Annotated in this window: 17 protein-coding genes; 9 read left to right on the top strand and 8 right to left on the bottom strand. The window is 37.5% G+C overall.

From position 1 onward, the window contains the following. Positions 1–15: 15 nt before the first annotated feature. Positions 16–282: a DUF3055 domain-containing protein gene (locus tag DN392_RS10635; protein WP_000392614.1), complete on the top strand. Its 267-nt coding sequence runs from the start codon at positions 16–18 to the stop codon at positions 280–282. A 373-nt stretch (positions 283–655) separates the two neighbouring features. Beyond that, positions 656–1,153, top strand: a complete 498-nt coding sequence (locus DN392_RS10625) for a hypothetical protein (RefSeq protein WP_064470746.1) — start codon at positions 656–658, stop codon at positions 1,151–1,153. A gap of 36 nt (positions 1,154–1,189) precedes the next feature. Here the strand turns inward: DN392_RS10625 and DN392_RS10620 are convergent, their stop codons facing one another. Then, positions 1,190–1,501, bottom strand: a complete 312-nt coding sequence (locus DN392_RS10620) for a YutD family protein (RefSeq protein ID WP_002008894.1) — start codon at positions 1,499–1,501, stop codon at positions 1,190–1,192. Positions 1,502–1,616: 115 nt separating this feature from the next. Here DN392_RS10620 and DN392_RS10615 point away from each other — a divergent pair, with 115 nt between their 5' ends. Continuing rightward, entirely contained in the window at positions 1,617–2,195 is a 579-nt protein-coding gene (locus DN392_RS10615; RefSeq protein ID WP_000744033.1) for a YhcN/YlaJ family sporulation lipoprotein, read from the top strand. Positions 2,196–2,232: 37 nt separating this feature from the next. Here the strand turns inward: DN392_RS10615 and DN392_RS10610 are convergent, their stop codons facing one another. Beyond that, positions 2,233–2,964: a MerR family transcriptional regulator gene (locus tag DN392_RS10610; RefSeq protein ID WP_061673400.1), complete on the bottom strand. Its 732-nt coding sequence runs from the start codon at positions 2,962–2,964 to the stop codon at positions 2,233–2,235. A gap of 98 nt (positions 2,965–3,062) precedes the next feature. On the opposite strand from DN392_RS10610, the gene DN392_RS10605 reads away from it, so the two are divergent. After that, complete coding sequence (locus DN392_RS10605; protein ID WP_061673401.1) at positions 3,063–3,878, top strand: YhfC family intramembrane metalloprotease; 816 nt, start codon at positions 3,063–3,065, stop codon at positions 3,876–3,878. A 23-nt stretch (positions 3,879–3,901) separates the two neighbouring features. Here DN392_RS10605 and DN392_RS10600 read toward each other — a convergent pair whose 3' ends face one another. Next, positions 3,902–4,345, bottom strand: coding sequence for a hypothetical protein (locus DN392_RS10600; RefSeq protein ID WP_000738174.1), 444 nt, complete (start codon positions 4,343–4,345; stop codon positions 3,902–3,904). 134 nt (positions 4,346–4,479) lie between these two features. Between DN392_RS10600 and DN392_RS10595 the strand changes: the two genes are divergently transcribed. Together DN392_RS10595 and DN392_RS10590 are read left to right on the top strand one after the other, a co-directional pair. After that, positions 4,480–5,034, top strand: a complete 555-nt coding sequence (locus tag DN392_RS10595; RefSeq protein ID WP_064470745.1) for a histidine phosphatase family protein — start codon at positions 4,480–4,482, stop codon at positions 5,032–5,034. 74 nt (positions 5,035–5,108) lie between these two features. Next, positions 5,109–5,588 (top strand): YbaK/EbsC family protein, encoded by a 480-nt coding sequence (locus tag DN392_RS10590; RefSeq protein WP_000272727.1) that lies wholly within the window; start codon positions 5,109–5,111, stop codon positions 5,586–5,588. 20 nt (positions 5,589–5,608) lie between these two features. On the opposite strand, the gene lipA is transcribed toward DN392_RS10590, so the two are convergent. Beyond that, positions 5,609–6,505, bottom strand: a complete 897-nt coding sequence (gene lipA / locus DN392_RS10585; RefSeq protein WP_000166369.1) for a lipoyl synthase — start codon at positions 6,503–6,505, stop codon at positions 5,609–5,611. 189 nt (positions 6,506–6,694) lie between these two features. On the opposite strand from lipA, the gene DN392_RS10580 reads away from it, so the two are divergent. Then, positions 6,695–7,678: a M23 family metallopeptidase gene (locus DN392_RS10580; RefSeq protein WP_048566619.1), complete on the top strand. Its 984-nt coding sequence runs from the start codon at positions 6,695–6,697 to the stop codon at positions 7,676–7,678. Positions 7,679–7,714: 36 nt separating this feature from the next. Here DN392_RS10580 and yunB read toward each other — a convergent pair whose 3' ends face one another. The 3 genes from yunB to DN392_RS10565 form a co-directional block, all read right to left on the bottom strand. Beyond that, positions 7,715–8,446, bottom strand: a complete 732-nt coding sequence (yunB, locus tag DN392_RS10575; RefSeq protein ID WP_046954393.1) for a sporulation protein YunB — start codon at positions 8,444–8,446, stop codon at positions 7,715–7,717. 54 nt (positions 8,447–8,500) lie between these two features. Next, the gene (locus DN392_RS10570; RefSeq protein ID WP_000248463.1) at positions 8,501–8,803 is read right to left on the bottom strand and encodes a YunC family protein; all 303 of its coding nucleotides are present in this window, start codon (positions 8,801–8,803) and stop codon (positions 8,501–8,503) included. Between the two features lie 65 nt (positions 8,804–8,868). Continuing rightward, entirely contained in the window at positions 8,869–10,260 is a 1,392-nt protein-coding gene (locus DN392_RS10565) for a bifunctional metallophosphatase/5'-nucleotidase (RefSeq protein WP_088321313.1), read from the bottom strand. A 587-nt stretch (positions 10,261–10,847) separates the two neighbouring features. Between DN392_RS10565 and DN392_RS10560 the strand changes: the two genes are divergently transcribed. Continuing rightward, positions 10,848–11,177 carry a PadR family transcriptional regulator gene (locus DN392_RS10560; protein WP_088321312.1) on the top strand — a complete coding sequence of 110 codons (330 nt, stop codon included), beginning with the start codon at positions 10,848–10,850 and terminating at the stop codon, positions 11,175–11,177. After that, positions 11,177–11,905 (top strand): VanZ family protein, encoded by a 729-nt coding sequence (locus DN392_RS10555; protein ID WP_088321311.1) that lies wholly within the window; start codon positions 11,177–11,179, stop codon positions 11,903–11,905. The genes DN392_RS10560 and DN392_RS10555 overlap by 1 nt, the downstream gene beginning before the upstream one ends. A 154-nt stretch (positions 11,906–12,059) precedes the next feature. On the opposite strand, the gene sufB is transcribed toward DN392_RS10555, so the two are convergent. Then, the gene (gene sufB, locus DN392_RS10550; RefSeq protein WP_001118829.1) at positions 12,060–13,457 is read right to left on the bottom strand and encodes a Fe-S cluster assembly protein SufB; all 1,398 of its coding nucleotides are present in this window, start codon (positions 13,455–13,457) and stop codon (positions 12,060–12,062) included. Positions 13,458–13,488 lie beyond the last annotated feature (31 nt).

Genomic DNA, 13,488 nt, shown 5'->3' with positions numbered 1-13,488 from the left:
AAAGGAGCCATGTGTATGGAAGAACGTTTCTTTCTGTACGACGATACAGTCGCTACAAGAACTCGTTTCGTTAGCTTTATGGGAGAAAATGAGCGTCATGATTTAGCGCTTTTATACTCCGATCGTCATTACGGTAAAACAATTGTCCTTGATATACAGCGCAATAGATTTGCAATCATCGGTCCTGACGATTTAAACGAACCAGGCTACTTAGAGCATGCATTTTCTATGACTGAAGAAATTGCAGAAGAATTACGCTCATTTTTATTTGAACTTATATAATTTATCGTAGGCACCAGCTATTTTAGCTGGTGTTTTTTCGCTTTAAGTATTTTGAATTTTCTATCTTATATGTTATAATTAAAAATAAATCTATTTGGATAGAAAGGACGTTATCTACGTATGCCGACATTTACTTTGTAATGGACCAGCAATTGGATAGCATTACTCTCAAAAAAGCACCACGCTTTTTCAAGGGAGTAGTCTGCCCATTCCCATTACAAAGGAACGTAACGCATCTGTAGTATGATGTTTACGGAGGTTCCTCTTTGGGGAACCTCCTTTTATTTTTGTCTATTTCTCATGCCTTCATACTACAAGACATCCAAATAGCTGTATTACGTTTCTTTGCCACTACTATAAGAGGTGAAGGAAAATGCAAAAAGTACAACTTTCTTGGAGTTTATATGAAAATGAACAAGGTACAATTGAAAAGTATTGTAAAAATTGCAGACGCACTACCTTATTTACTGACACGAATATTCGTAGGCATAACGCCAACGGAAAAAATATATATCGTTTTGCCATTTATAAATGTCCGAAAGATCATACGTGGAACCAAAAACTTCGTATTTATAAATCATTTACTGATCACGTTGAAACAGTCGACATGACGAAGCAAGATCAAACAGAAACAACTACTACCATTTCCATTACACCTCATAAAGAAGGTGGCGTAGCTGAAATCACAATCGTATTAGATATCGTTTTCGGTTCCCACCGAATCGATAAAGCTTTATCCACATATATTTCCGACTGGAGCCGTACACTCATTGTGGATAAAATTAAAAATGGGGATATTCAATTGAACGGACAACAAATGAAACCAAATGCAATACTTTCTGAAGGCGATCATATCTCGATTTGTTTATAATGCAAAAAATCCTCTTACAATCGTAAGAGGATTTTTTTATTTCTTCACTTTTCGTAATACGAAGTGTGCACAACCGAAGTTACAGTACTCGTATAAATACTCCGTTAACGTACTAATTTTCGTATCATATGTCGAACGTTGATTACTATCATCAAAGAAACCGCGCAATCTAAGTTGCTCATAACCCCAGTCCCCAACGATATAATCATATTTATTTAAAATTTCTGCATAACGCTCTTTAAATGCTTCTTCACTAAAACCGTCACGAAAGTTTTTAATTACTTCGTACTGCACATTATTAATGCTCACCGTAGCATGCATCTCTTGCTCTTGCTTTTGCTCCATCATTAACTTCCTCTCTAAGCATTCTTCTTTTTATCGTATCACAAAGCATACCAACCAACAATTTCAAATACAAAAAATTGAAAATTAGTGCATGCTATGGAGAAGGAGGTGATACATCGTGAAAAAACAAATTATACTCTCTCTCCTCACTCTTTCCTTATTCGCAGGCTGTCAATCATCTAATAAAGCCGAAATGGAACGTGAAGAAGGAAGTCGTGTTCTTGTTTCCAATAAAAACGACATGTATCATACGGAAAATACAAATACAAGATTAACGAGAGTCGGTTATTCATCTAAACAAAAACATGAAGTATCTAACAAACAAGTAGGAGCCATTAACCGTGAGAAAGTCGCTGAAATGATTACAAGCATGACAGTCAAACTTCCTGACGTTACAAACGCTGCTACGCTCGTTACCGATGATGAAGTATTTGTTGTATACCGTGCAAACACAACGGATCCAAAACTCGTAGCAGATCAAGTATATAAAGCTGCTTTGTCCATCGTCCCTCGCTATTATAAAGCATATGTATCAACAGACCAAAAGTTGATTTCTCAAATTCAAGGCCTTCAATCTGGCGCTTTAAATGATACAGAATATACACAGAGCCTCGACATGTTAAAACGGGAAATGAGTAAAAATCCTCATTTGAACAATACGGGGGATCAGACTTTGAATGATATGATAAAAAAATAAAGAAGGTGGAGAAAACCTCCACCTTCTTTATTTTTGACTATTTCTTACGATCCGCATAAACCGCCATCGCATCACACATAAACTGCGCTAACCCTTCACCAAACTTATCGATATTTTTCGTGAAGCGCTCATCTGCGACGTACATTTGACCGAGTCCTTTAAAAGCATCTAATGAATACTCTCCGAAGTTTTGCAAGTAATCGTACCATACTCCAATTGCTTCTTGTGCCTCTTTAGAATCTGGTGCGCCGTGTCTAAGGGCCGCTAAATTTCTGTAAATAGTATTAAACTCTTCTTGATTATCTTTTGACATACCTTTCGCGTATTCATTCGCTTTATCTACAGCTGCGTCTCCCCATCGTTCACGCGCTTCTTCTTCGTACGGATTATAGCTGAAATCAAAGCCTTCAAATTTCTCTTTATTCGTCATTTCAATCTCTCCTTTTGTATGCTGAATTGTTTTATCAATCGTCGCAATCACCTTATCTAATCTGGCACGCTTTTCAAGAAGCATTTTCTTATGAAGCTGTAGTGCTTCTTCATGGTCAAATGATGGACTCATAATAATTTCTTTAATTTTCTTCAAAGGGAAGCCTAGTTCTTTAAAAAATAAAATTTGCTGCAATGTCTCTAAATTTTCATTGGAATACAGACGATATCCAGACTCTGTCGTCTCGTCTGGGGTTAATAACCCAATTTCATCGTAATGATGCAGTGTGCGCACACTAATTCCAACTAAATTAGCTACTTCTTTTACCTTCATTGTCATGTGTATCTCCCCCTTAGTACATACGATAAAGTATGACGCAACGTTAGAGTCAATAAGTAAATTCATTTTTTTTTAAAGTTTCATCTCCACTATATTTCATGCATAATAGATATGTACATATATTAGAAAGCGGTGAAAGTATGGTTTCAAGTACGGTAATTGCCAGTATCACAATTCAACTTGTGATTTCGATTCTGGTACCTATTATTGCGTTTGTTTATTTCCGTAAAAAATATAATATTAATTGGAAAGTAGTCGGCGTTGGTGTTCTTATCTTTATTGGATTTACCCAAATTCTCGAAACACCGTTCCACCTATTTATGCGTGGTAATCCAGCAATCGCTCCATTTTTAGAAAATCCGTTTGTCTTTGCAATTTATGGTGGACTAACTGCTGGTATTTTTGAAGAATTAGGACGCTTCGTTGCCTTCTTCTTCCTACTAAAAAAATATCTAGAATATAAAGATGGCTTTGCTTATGGAATTGGTCACGGCGGGATTGAATCCATTTTAGTTGGCGGATTCTCTGCATTGCAGACACTTATATTCGCTAATGCTATTAACAATGGTAGCTTCGCTCAAATGGCAGAAAAACTACCACAATTAAACCTTGTAAAGGATATGTTAATAGAACAACCTGCTTATTTATACTTCCTTGGCAGCTTGGAAAGAATTATGGCTCTTGTATTGCAAATTTCCTTTACAATGCTTGTCTTATACGCAGTAAAACAGAAGAAATATATCTTCCTTGTTTACGCTATATTATTCCACGCATTTGTAGACTTTTTCGCGGCACTTTATCAAACAAAAACAATTAACATCTTTGTTGCAGAAGGAATTACCCTTCTCTTCACAATTGGTGCTGTCATTCTTATTCGTAAAATGAAAGAGAAATTAATGAGTGTACCGGAATAAAAAATAACCCACCAACTGGTGGGTTATTTTTTACCACGATTTTCGCAATGATGATAACTCTCGCCCTCTTGCAGCTCCCTCTTCGTTTCTGCATCTATAACAATGTACTTATGAAACTCTTCTGCTTCATTTTGAAAAAAGGACGCGAAAAAATAAACTTGGCGATCAGGGTGAATAAAAGAATCTTGGAACACCACACTACTCCGACAACCCACAGCTGTTTTTTGTAAGAAAGAAAATTCTTCATCAGGCACTTCTTTAAATGAGATTTTTTTTCGAACGCTATATGCTGCATTTTTATATTCTTTATACACCTTTTTATCTAACTGTTCATAAAACACATCCTCACTCACAAACGATTTATTTCGATTGCTTGGATAATTTAATTTTTGATTGGATTCTGCATATGTTGTGGACAAGTGTATAAAAAAACAAAGACCGAATATAATACATATCATTTTTTTCATCATTACACCTCAAATGTTCATTTATCCACATTACTTTTCCACATATTTAAATCAATATACCGTTTCCAATAAAAAGGAATTTCCCCCACATTTGTCGAAGTATATAGCGTCAACTTGAAAGATGGGGATGAATTATGAAGAAATTGATTGTAATACGACATTGTTCAGCAACTGGACAAGAACGTGATGCCGAATTAACGATTGCAGGAAAAAATCAAGCAAACACTCTTGCTACATTCCTCTTAGAAAACCAATCACAAATAGATCATATTATTTCAAGCCCATTTGTGGGAGCTATCGATTCAATTCGGCCCTATGCGCTTCAAGCTAACTTGTCTATCCAAGAAGATGAACGATTAGCTGAACGCATATTAAGCGACGTTCCAATGGATGATTGGTTGCAAAAACTAGAATCTACTTTTACAAATATAGATATTGCCTTTTCAGGCGGAGAGTCAACAAAACAAGCGACGGATCGTGCTATATCACTTATCCAAGACGTTTTAAAGTTAAAACATACTACAACACTACTTGTTACACACGGCAACTTACTCACGCTCATTTTAAAGCACTTTGATCATACGATCGGCTTTATTGAATGGAGAGCTTTAACGAATCCTGATATTTATGAAATTACACTCGATAAACAATGTATCCTAAAACGATTATGGGAAGCACCGTCCAAGTAATATCTCTTTCCAACACATTCAGTTGACGCCACGAGAAGAAACTGTACTAACAATAGAAAGGGGTATCACTCCATATGTACGAAGATGTACTTGCTTTACTACATAAAACAAATGCTTCTTACGAAAAGTTTGAACACGAACCAGTACTCGATTATGAAACAGATCGTATCGTACGTGAAAGACTTGGCTTACACGGCACTCCAAGTAAAAGCTTATTTTTAAAATCAAAGTCTGGAGATTATTACGTATTTTTTACGTTAGAGGGTACAAGGCTCAACCGAGGAGAGATGAAAGAAATAACAGGAGAAAGCTTATCTCTCTGTTCTCCTGATGAGCTAAGAGAAGAAACAGGCTGTACTCCAGGATGTGTAGCTCCTTTCGGTTATTCACAAAATGTAACGATTATTGTGGATATTGCTATTTATGCTTACGATAAAATTTTAATTACACCTGGTGTACCTGAATTTACAATTGAATTATCCACAGAGGAATTAAAGAAAATCTTATTAACATGCCCAAATACTGTTTTAGAATATAAACAAAAAGAGAGCTAATGATTAGCTCTCTTTTTTCATTATTTTGCTTCTGCTGTTTTTTCTTTTGCAGAACGAACCTGCTCGTCCGCATGGTAAGAAGAACGCACAAGTGGGCCAGCTTCACAGTGGCTAAAGCCTTTGCTAAGTGCAATTTCTTTAAGCTCTGCAAATTCTGCTGGTGGGTAATATTTAAGAACTGGTAAATGCTTCTTAGATGGCTGTAGGTATTGTCCAAGAGTTAAAATATCCACATTGTTTGCACGTAAGTCATCCATCGCTTCAATTAAATCTTCTCTCGTTTCACCTAAGCCCACCATAATGCTCGATTTAGTTGGAATATCAGGCTGCATTTCTTTTGCTCGACGTAAAAACTCTAATGAACGATCATATTTTGCTCTAGCGCGAACTCGGTCAGATAATCGACGTACTGTTTCAATGTTATGGTTTAAAATATCTGGTTTTGCATCCATTAACATTTTTAAGTTTTCTTCTACTCCACCCATATCAGATGGTAATACTTCGATTGACGTAAATGGATTTTTACGACGTACAGCGCGTACTGTTTCAGCAAAAACAGCTGCTCCTCCGTCCTTTAAATCATCACGTGCAACCGCTGTTATAACAACGTGCTTTAAGCCCATTTGTACTACAGAATCTGCTACGCGTTCTGGCTCTTGTAAATCAAGCTCAGTTGGTAAGCCTGTTTTAACCGCACAAAAACGACAAGCACGTGTACAAACCGCACCTAAAATCATAAATGTTGCTGTTTTCCTTACAGCCCAGCATTCATGAATATTCGGACATTTCGCTTCTTCACAAACTGTATGAAGATTCTTAGAACGCATCATTTTCTTTAAGCCTGTATAGTTTTCATTCGTGTTTAACTTAATTTTCAACCATTCGGGCTTGCGCTTATATTCTGTTTGTTTTGTCATGGTTATCAACTCCGCACAATATGAAATAGTTTACCGTGTTCGCTTCTTTCAATGTAACATATCTATTCTAACGTATGAAAGCGATTTGCTCAAATGAAGATTCTAAGATTTTTTCCAATCGTTCCCTATAATGAAATACTCCGTATATCCCACACTAAAAAGAGTGATGTTGTGAAAGGAGTCTATTTCATGCTTCGAAAAATTTCTCTTTTGCTTTCAATTTGCTTTCTTCTCCACCAAAACATCGCTTACGGTGAAGATAATCAGCAAAGCATATACGAAAAGCGCATGGCACTATATAAAGAAACCGAGCAATCTTCAGGCATTCCGTGGTATTACTTAGCTGCAATGGATCAATACGAAAGAAATATACGGAGCGTAAGAAAAGATATTCCGAAAAAACCAGATGCCATTATTTCCCTTTATTTCAAACCAGAAATATGGGCTGGTCCCGTTAATGGTAACGACACTCTCCCCCATACAATTTCTCTATTTGGCGGATTGGGTTTAGATGGTGACAAAGATGGATTTGCAAACGCAAATAACGACCGTGATCTTCTGCATACAGCAGCGACAATTTTAAAGAAACAAGGAACGTCCGAAGACCGTGTTCACATTATGCTTTGGGAATATTATAGACGTGCGAAAACAGTTGAATTAATTACCGAATACGCCCAAATTTATAAACATTACGGACGTATTAATTTAGAAGGAAATGCTTTCCCTCTTCCGATTCGTAGTGACCATAGCTACCGTAGTACTTTCGGTGCTGGAAGAAGTTTTGGGGGAAGGAGAGTTCATGAAGGAACTGATATTTTTGCAGGCTATGGTGTACCAGTAAAATCTACTTGCTATGGCATTATTGAAACAAAAGGCTGGAACCGTCTTGGCGGATGGCGCATCGGTATTCGCGACCTTCATAATAATTACCATTATTACGCTCATTTAGGCGGATTCTCAAAAGAAATACAGCTTGGACAAATTGTCGAACCAGGAAAAGTAATCGGATTTGTCGGTAGCACCGGTTACGGCCCTCCCGGCACAGCGGGAAAATTCCCGCCCCACCTACATTTCGGTATGTATAAAGACAATGGTTATACAGAATGGGCTTTCGATCCATACATGCATTTAAGTCTGTGGGAGCGAAAAGAACGCACGAATACAAAACGATAACCGTAGCATATTGCTACGGTTATTTTTTTAATTCGGCTAACTATCCGTTTTCTTTTTATCAGGTACAACCACACTCCCGCTTCCATAATAAGTAGGTACCTCCCCTTGAACAATGCGCGTTGCAATCGGAACATCTTGTTTTACCTTTATTTCTTTCGTATGAAATGGAATAATCACTTGCAACGTGACTTCCATCTCCATAATAATTTGAATCGCTGTCGTATTGATCCCGTGCGGTTCAATTTTTTGTTTAATATCCGTATTCACATGACCAATCGTCGTGAAATCAATTGGAATATCGGGACCTATATTTCCAAGAAGCGCATTATCCGTTACACGACCAAAAGGAACTGCCATCGTTGCCCCATTTTTTTCAGAAATACCTAGCCCCTTCAAATCACCTTGTTCTACTTGCTGTAAATATTTTTCTATGTATGTGGTCGTTGACGTTACGATTTCATTTACTTGCTTTGTATTTAAATTAATTGTGGATACTTTTCCGTTTTTATCATTTTGTACTTTCATTAATGAATCGACATCAAACCCTTCATTAATTCTATCTTTTACCGCCTTCGTCATAACCGCTGTCGCCATTTTATGCGTCTCTACTTCCCCATATTTAAGTAATGTCGGCTGAATGCTCTTATTCACAATCCATAATCCTTGCACGAGTAATATGACAAAAAGAATAAACGACATAAGCAGTATGTGCCGAAAGGAAATTGGTCCCCTTCGAAACCGCGAATTTTTCGAACGAAATATACTCATAAAAAAACCTCCTTCTTATATCATTTCTATGCAAGAAGGAGGGACGATATATGCTTATCTCATTTTTAATAATGCTTCTTTTCCGATTGTGCCTGCCGTAATACCTAATGCTTCGGCTTCAATCGTGACTGATTCTAGCGGTGCTTCAAGAAGTTGTTCAATCGTTCTTACACCAACCGCACGGCCAGCAATAATTCCTCGATCACCTAACTTCTCATTTAAAAGACCTACATCTAATGCACCGCACATAATATATCCTTTATCGCTCATTACAGCTAGCAAATTTGTCTTTGGAAGTTTGACGCTAACCGCAATAAACGTATAATTATCGATTATAATTGGCTCCACATTAACCATAGTCCACACTCCTCTCTTTCTTATCTGTATGACAAGAGAAAAATGAGTGTTACAAGTTAACTAGCCTATAGTTTGACGGAAGATGTATGAGTTATCAACACGTCTGTTAACACATCTCTGAGTAACTCTGGCATATAATATTGTTTGTCAGAAAGTGTGGATAGCTCTGGGTATAAGTATCCGAATGTAAACATATCAATCGTTCCTACTGTATATATACGATCTAATTCCAGCGATTCCCCGTTAATCAATACATCTTCCAGTAAAATTTTATTCCCAGGAATCATATCTGGAATGACTTCGACACCAGCGTAAATCATTTTCCCCATCACTTTCCCACGAAATCCGAATCCTTTTACCTCAAGGTTCTCCATATTCGGGCGACGTGCTTTCAAAATAACTTCTCTTAACGTTTTCCCCGGCACTTTTAATAAACATGGATTAATTGGATGTGGACAAATTCTATGAATATCTCCGCGCGTCACAACACCTTCATTTAATCCCTCTAATAGCACACCAGCGTTCACCATTCCAATTTCTGCACCGCACCACGTTTTCAGCGCATTTGCTAACATATGCGAAAATGCCGTCTCATGAAACCAATCGACTGGTAATGATTCCTTTAAATGAACGATAGGCTCTGCCATAATCTGTTTACTTTCTTCCTGCAGCAATTCAATTGTGGATAACGGTTTGCTATAAGCACCTAAACGTTCTGTCTTAATCGCTCTACCGTCCTTTTTCAACAGCTTCTTCGTCTCTTTATCCACAGTAAGCTGAACGTGCCCAACGTAACGTCCCCACTTTTCACAACAACAAAGTAAAGTATTATTCATAAGAATGCCACGCTCAAATAAATGGTGCGTATGTGCACCTAAAATAACATCTATATCATAATGCTCTGCCATATACTCATCCATGCTTTTCCCAAGATGAGAAAGGACAACCGTAATATGAGCCTCATCTCGCACTTCTTCTAAAATAGACTCTAAATGGATAAGCGGATCCTCAATATGCCAATCGAGCATATGATAAAACTCTGGATAAGCTACCGTTAACCCGATAAAGGCAATCGTAATCCCATCTGTCGTTGTATGTAATTTATAAGGCTTTGCCCACGCTGGACGTACCCCTTCTTTTTCAAATAAATTCGCAACGAGCACCTCAAATCCAGCATCATCATATAGACGATTCAAATGCTCCTTCGCTAACGTAATTCCTTCATTATTTCCGATCGTTACATAATCATATAACGCCTCATTCAAAAGCTTCGTATTGCCCAGTCCATTCGTCGCTTCCGAAATGCTATGAAAACGATCCACATGATCGCCGATATCAACCGTCAAAACGGTCTCTCCCGCTTCCTGTCTTCGCTTTTTCTCCCCTTGTACAAACCGAGAAATTTGCGGCCAATTTTCAAAATGACTATGTATATCGTTTGTATGATAAAGGTGGATGATTGTTTCTTTATTTATATTCAGAGAAAAAACCTCCTCTCAGTTCCTTACTGCCATTTACGCTACGCGTACGCAATAATCCTGTAAATACTTTTCGTCTTTTCTTGCTATTTTACATTGTACTCGCATTATAAGAAAAAGCAAAAGATTGTCCTTTTTATATGAGAAACTTTACTTTTGCCGGTCTGGGGATTAGTTGGTAGAGCGGGGATTTGTCAGAAAGTTTATTGAGTGGTTTTACGAGTATTTTGGTGGATTTTCTTATGGATTTCCCTGTAGATTTGTCAGTATCTTAGCCTAAATTACTTCCATTCGGCCGCTTTATGGATAGGTGCTCCTCTGTCATCTAAATATTGAGGGGTATATGCCCCGCTCTGCCATGTCGTAATTTGTTGATAAGTCGATATCCCTTGTCGAATCGTCGATATATTAAAATAATCGCTGATATATTCCGAGTTGTGATCGATATATTTGAAAAATCGCTGATATATTACAAGGTATACTATCAGGGGTATCACCCTGCACATATACCTTGTAACACGACATATGTCGTGTTACAATCTCATCATAAGGTGGTGAACCATAAAATGGATAAAGAAATATTAAAAGGAAGTATTGATATTTTACTTCTCTCCATCATTAAACAGCACGATACGTACGGATATGAAATTATTCAAAAGCTAAAAGAAAACAGCAATGATTTATACACAATGAGCCAAGGTACACTCTACCCAGCACTCAAACGTCTGGAACAAAAGGATTTAATAAATTCCTACTGGGGTGAATCTGACACCGGTATGAAACGAAAATTTTATCGTATTACTACGAGCGGAAAGAAAATTTTAGAAGAAAAACTAACAGCGTGGGATTCAGTTACAGCTCTTATTAAAACTTGTCAGAAAGGAGCTTTAAATTAATGACGATTGAAGAATACATAAAGAGTATCGTTCAAAAAACAAACCTATCGCAATCTGATAGTGACGAACTATACTTTGAAATTTACGATCATCTTACAAGTTTAAAACAAGAATTTCTCGATCAAGGAAAATCTGAAGAAGAAGCTACTACATTAGCCATTCAAAATTTTGGAGAAGCCTCTACTCTAGGAACTGAAATTGAAAAAGCGATGCAATCCTCTACGCAAAAATATGTACAGTGGATTGGCTGGGGATTATTTTTACCGTATTCGTTTGTTTTATTATTTAAACTATTGCTCGGGAGACCAGCCTTTTACTTTGGTAATCTGAAGCACTTCTTTGAGACAGGTAACTGGCATTCTATACACGGTGGGTTAGTAAACTTAGTTCCTTTCAGAAGTACAATCCGCTATTTAACTGAATTCGATTCTTATAATCTAGACATCGTACTTATGAATACATTAGGAAACGTCATCATATTCATTCCATTCGGCTTCCTGCTACCTTTATTATTTAAACAAATAAACAATGTAAAAATGGCATCAAAAATTTTCATTAAATTTATTTTATTAATTGAATCGTTACAACTCATTACTTTTACTGGTGTTTTCGATATTGATGACATCATATTGAATATGTTAGGTGCTTTAATTGGGTATGGTTCTTTTATTGGGATGAAGTATGTTTGGGACCGTGTTAAGTCTGTGGATAAAGTGGATACGATTTAGGTTCGGGATATACGGCCTGTTCTTCCTGTCGTAATTTGTTGATAAGTCGATATATTTCGCTGGAAACCTACCTGGGTATCTCAGTCTACTGACTTGAATCAAGCACAACATAAAAAAGCGCCCTGCACAGCAGGGCGCTTTTTTCATACATATATTAACCAATAGAACCTTCCATCTCAAACTTGATTAGGCGGTTCATTTCAACTGCGTATTCCATTGGAAGTTCGCGAGTGAATGGCTCGATGAAGCCCATTACGATCATTTCTGTAGCTTCTTGCTCAGAAATACCGCGGCTCATTAGGTAGAATAATTGTTCTTCTGATACTTTCGATACTTTCGCTTCGTGTTCAAGTGAAACGTAATCGTTTTTGATTTCGTTGTAAGGAATTGTATCAGATGTAGATTGGTTATCCATAATTAACGTGTCACACTCGATGTTAGAGCGAGAGTTTTTCGCTTTTGGTCCGAATTGTACGATACCACGGTAAGTTACTTTACCACCATGCTTCGCAATCGATTTAGAAACGATTGTTGAAGACGTGTTTGGTGCTAAGTGAATCATTTTCGCACCAGCATCTTGGTGTTGGCCTTTACCAGCAATCGCGATAGATAATGTTAAACCACGAGCGCCTTCGCCTTTTAAGATAACTGCTGGGTATTTCATCGTTAATTTAGATCCGATGTTACCGTCAATCCATTCCATCGTTGCGTTTTCTTCACAAACCGCACGTTTTGTAACTAGGTTGTATACGTTGTTCGCCCAGTTTTGGATTGTAGTGTAACGGCAATAAGCATCTTTCTTAATGATGATTTCTACTACCGCACTGTGAAGTGAGTTAGTCGTGTAAACAGGTGCTGTACAACCTTCTACGTAGTGTACGTGTGCGCCTTCGTCTACGATAATAAGCGTACGCTCGAATTGTCCCATATTTTCAGAGTTAATACGGAAATACGCTTGAAGTGGTGTATCCACTTTAATACCTTTTGGAACGTAGATGAATGATCCACCAGACCAAACTGCAGAGTTTAATGCAGAGAATTTGTTGTCTGTTGGTGGGATTACTTTTCCGAAATGCTCACGGAAAATATCTTCGTTCTCTTTTAATGCGCTATCTGTATCTTTGAAGACGATTCCTAGAGCTTCTAGGTCTTCTTTCATGTTGTGGTATACAACTTCAGATTCGTACTGTGCAGATACACCAGCTAAATATTTTTGCTCCGCTTCAGGAATACCTAATTTATCAAATGTCGCTTTAATTTCCTCAGGTACTTCATCCCAAGACTTCTCAGATTTCTCAGATGGTTTTACGTAGTACGTAATTTCATCGAAATCTAAGTCGTTTAAGTCGCCGCCCCATTGTGGCATTGGCATTTCATAGAACTTATCCAGTGATTTTAAACGGAAGTCTAACATCCACTGTGGTTCTTCTTTCATACGTGAAATCTCTTCAACGATTTCTTTTGTTAAACCGCGTCCAGCACGGAAAATCGAAACGTCTTTGTCTTTGAAACCATATTTATAATCGCCGATATCTGGCAGTTGCTTCGCCATGTTGGTGTGTCCCTCCTTAGATAACCTCGTT

This window comes from Bacillus sp. BB51/4 (assembly GCF_008368845.1).
Lineage (GTDB): Bacteria > Bacillota > Bacilli > Bacillales > Bacillaceae_G > Bacillus_A > Bacillus_A wiedmannii.
Note: the sequence above shows the minus strand (reverse complement) of the source record. Positions and strands in the feature narration are given on the sequence as shown.

Bases quoted from the DNA above. Each gene is read 5' to 3' on its own strand.
- DN392_RS10555 (WP_088321311.1), top strand. From the start codon at position 11,177: ATGACGATTGAAGAATACATAAAGAGTATCGTTCAAAAAACAAACCTA.
- DN392_RS10605 (WP_061673401.1), top strand. From the start codon at position 3,063: ATGCATAATAGATATGTACATATATTAGAAAGCGGTGAAAGTATGGTT.
- DN392_RS10590 (WP_000272727.1), top strand. From the start codon at position 5,109: ATGTACGAAGATGTACTTGCTTTACTACATAAAACAAATGCTTCTTAC.
- DN392_RS10610 (WP_061673400.1), bottom strand. From the start codon at position 2,964: ATGACAATGAAGGTAAAAGAAGTAGCTAATTTAGTTGGAATTAGTGTG.
- DN392_RS10620 (WP_002008894.1), bottom strand. From the start codon at position 1,501: ATGATGGAGCAAAAGCAAGAGCAAGAGATGCATGCTACGGTGAGCATT.
- DN392_RS10635 (WP_000392614.1), top strand. From the start codon at position 16: ATGGAAGAACGTTTCTTTCTGTACGACGATACAGTCGCTACAAGAACT.
- DN392_RS10560 (WP_088321312.1), top strand. From the start codon at position 10,848: ATGGATAAAGAAATATTAAAAGGAAGTATTGATATTTTACTTCTCTCC.
- sufB (WP_001118829.1), bottom strand. From the start codon at position 13,457: ATGGCGAAGCAACTGCCAGATATCGGCGATTATAAATATGGTTTCAAA.
- DN392_RS10595 (WP_064470745.1), top strand. From the start codon at position 4,480: ATGAAGAAATTGATTGTAATACGACATTGTTCAGCAACTGGACAAGAA.
- DN392_RS10625 (WP_064470746.1), top strand. From the start codon at position 656: ATGCAAAAAGTACAACTTTCTTGGAGTTTATATGAAAATGAACAAGGT.
- DN392_RS10600 (WP_000738174.1), bottom strand. From the start codon at position 4,345: ATGAAAAAAATGATATGTATTATATTCGGTCTTTGTTTTTTTATACAC.
- lipA (WP_000166369.1), bottom strand. From the start codon at position 6,505: ATGACAAAACAAACAGAATATAAGCGCAAGCCCGAATGGTTGAAAATT.
- yunB (WP_046954393.1), bottom strand. From the start codon at position 8,446: ATGAGTATATTTCGTTCGAAAAATTCGCGGTTTCGAAGGGGACCAATT.
- DN392_RS10580 (WP_048566619.1), top strand. From the start codon at position 6,695: ATGCTTCGAAAAATTTCTCTTTTGCTTTCAATTTGCTTTCTTCTCCAC.
- DN392_RS10570 (WP_000248463.1), bottom strand. From the start codon at position 8,803: ATGGTTAATGTGGAGCCAATTATAATCGATAATTATACGTTTATTGCG.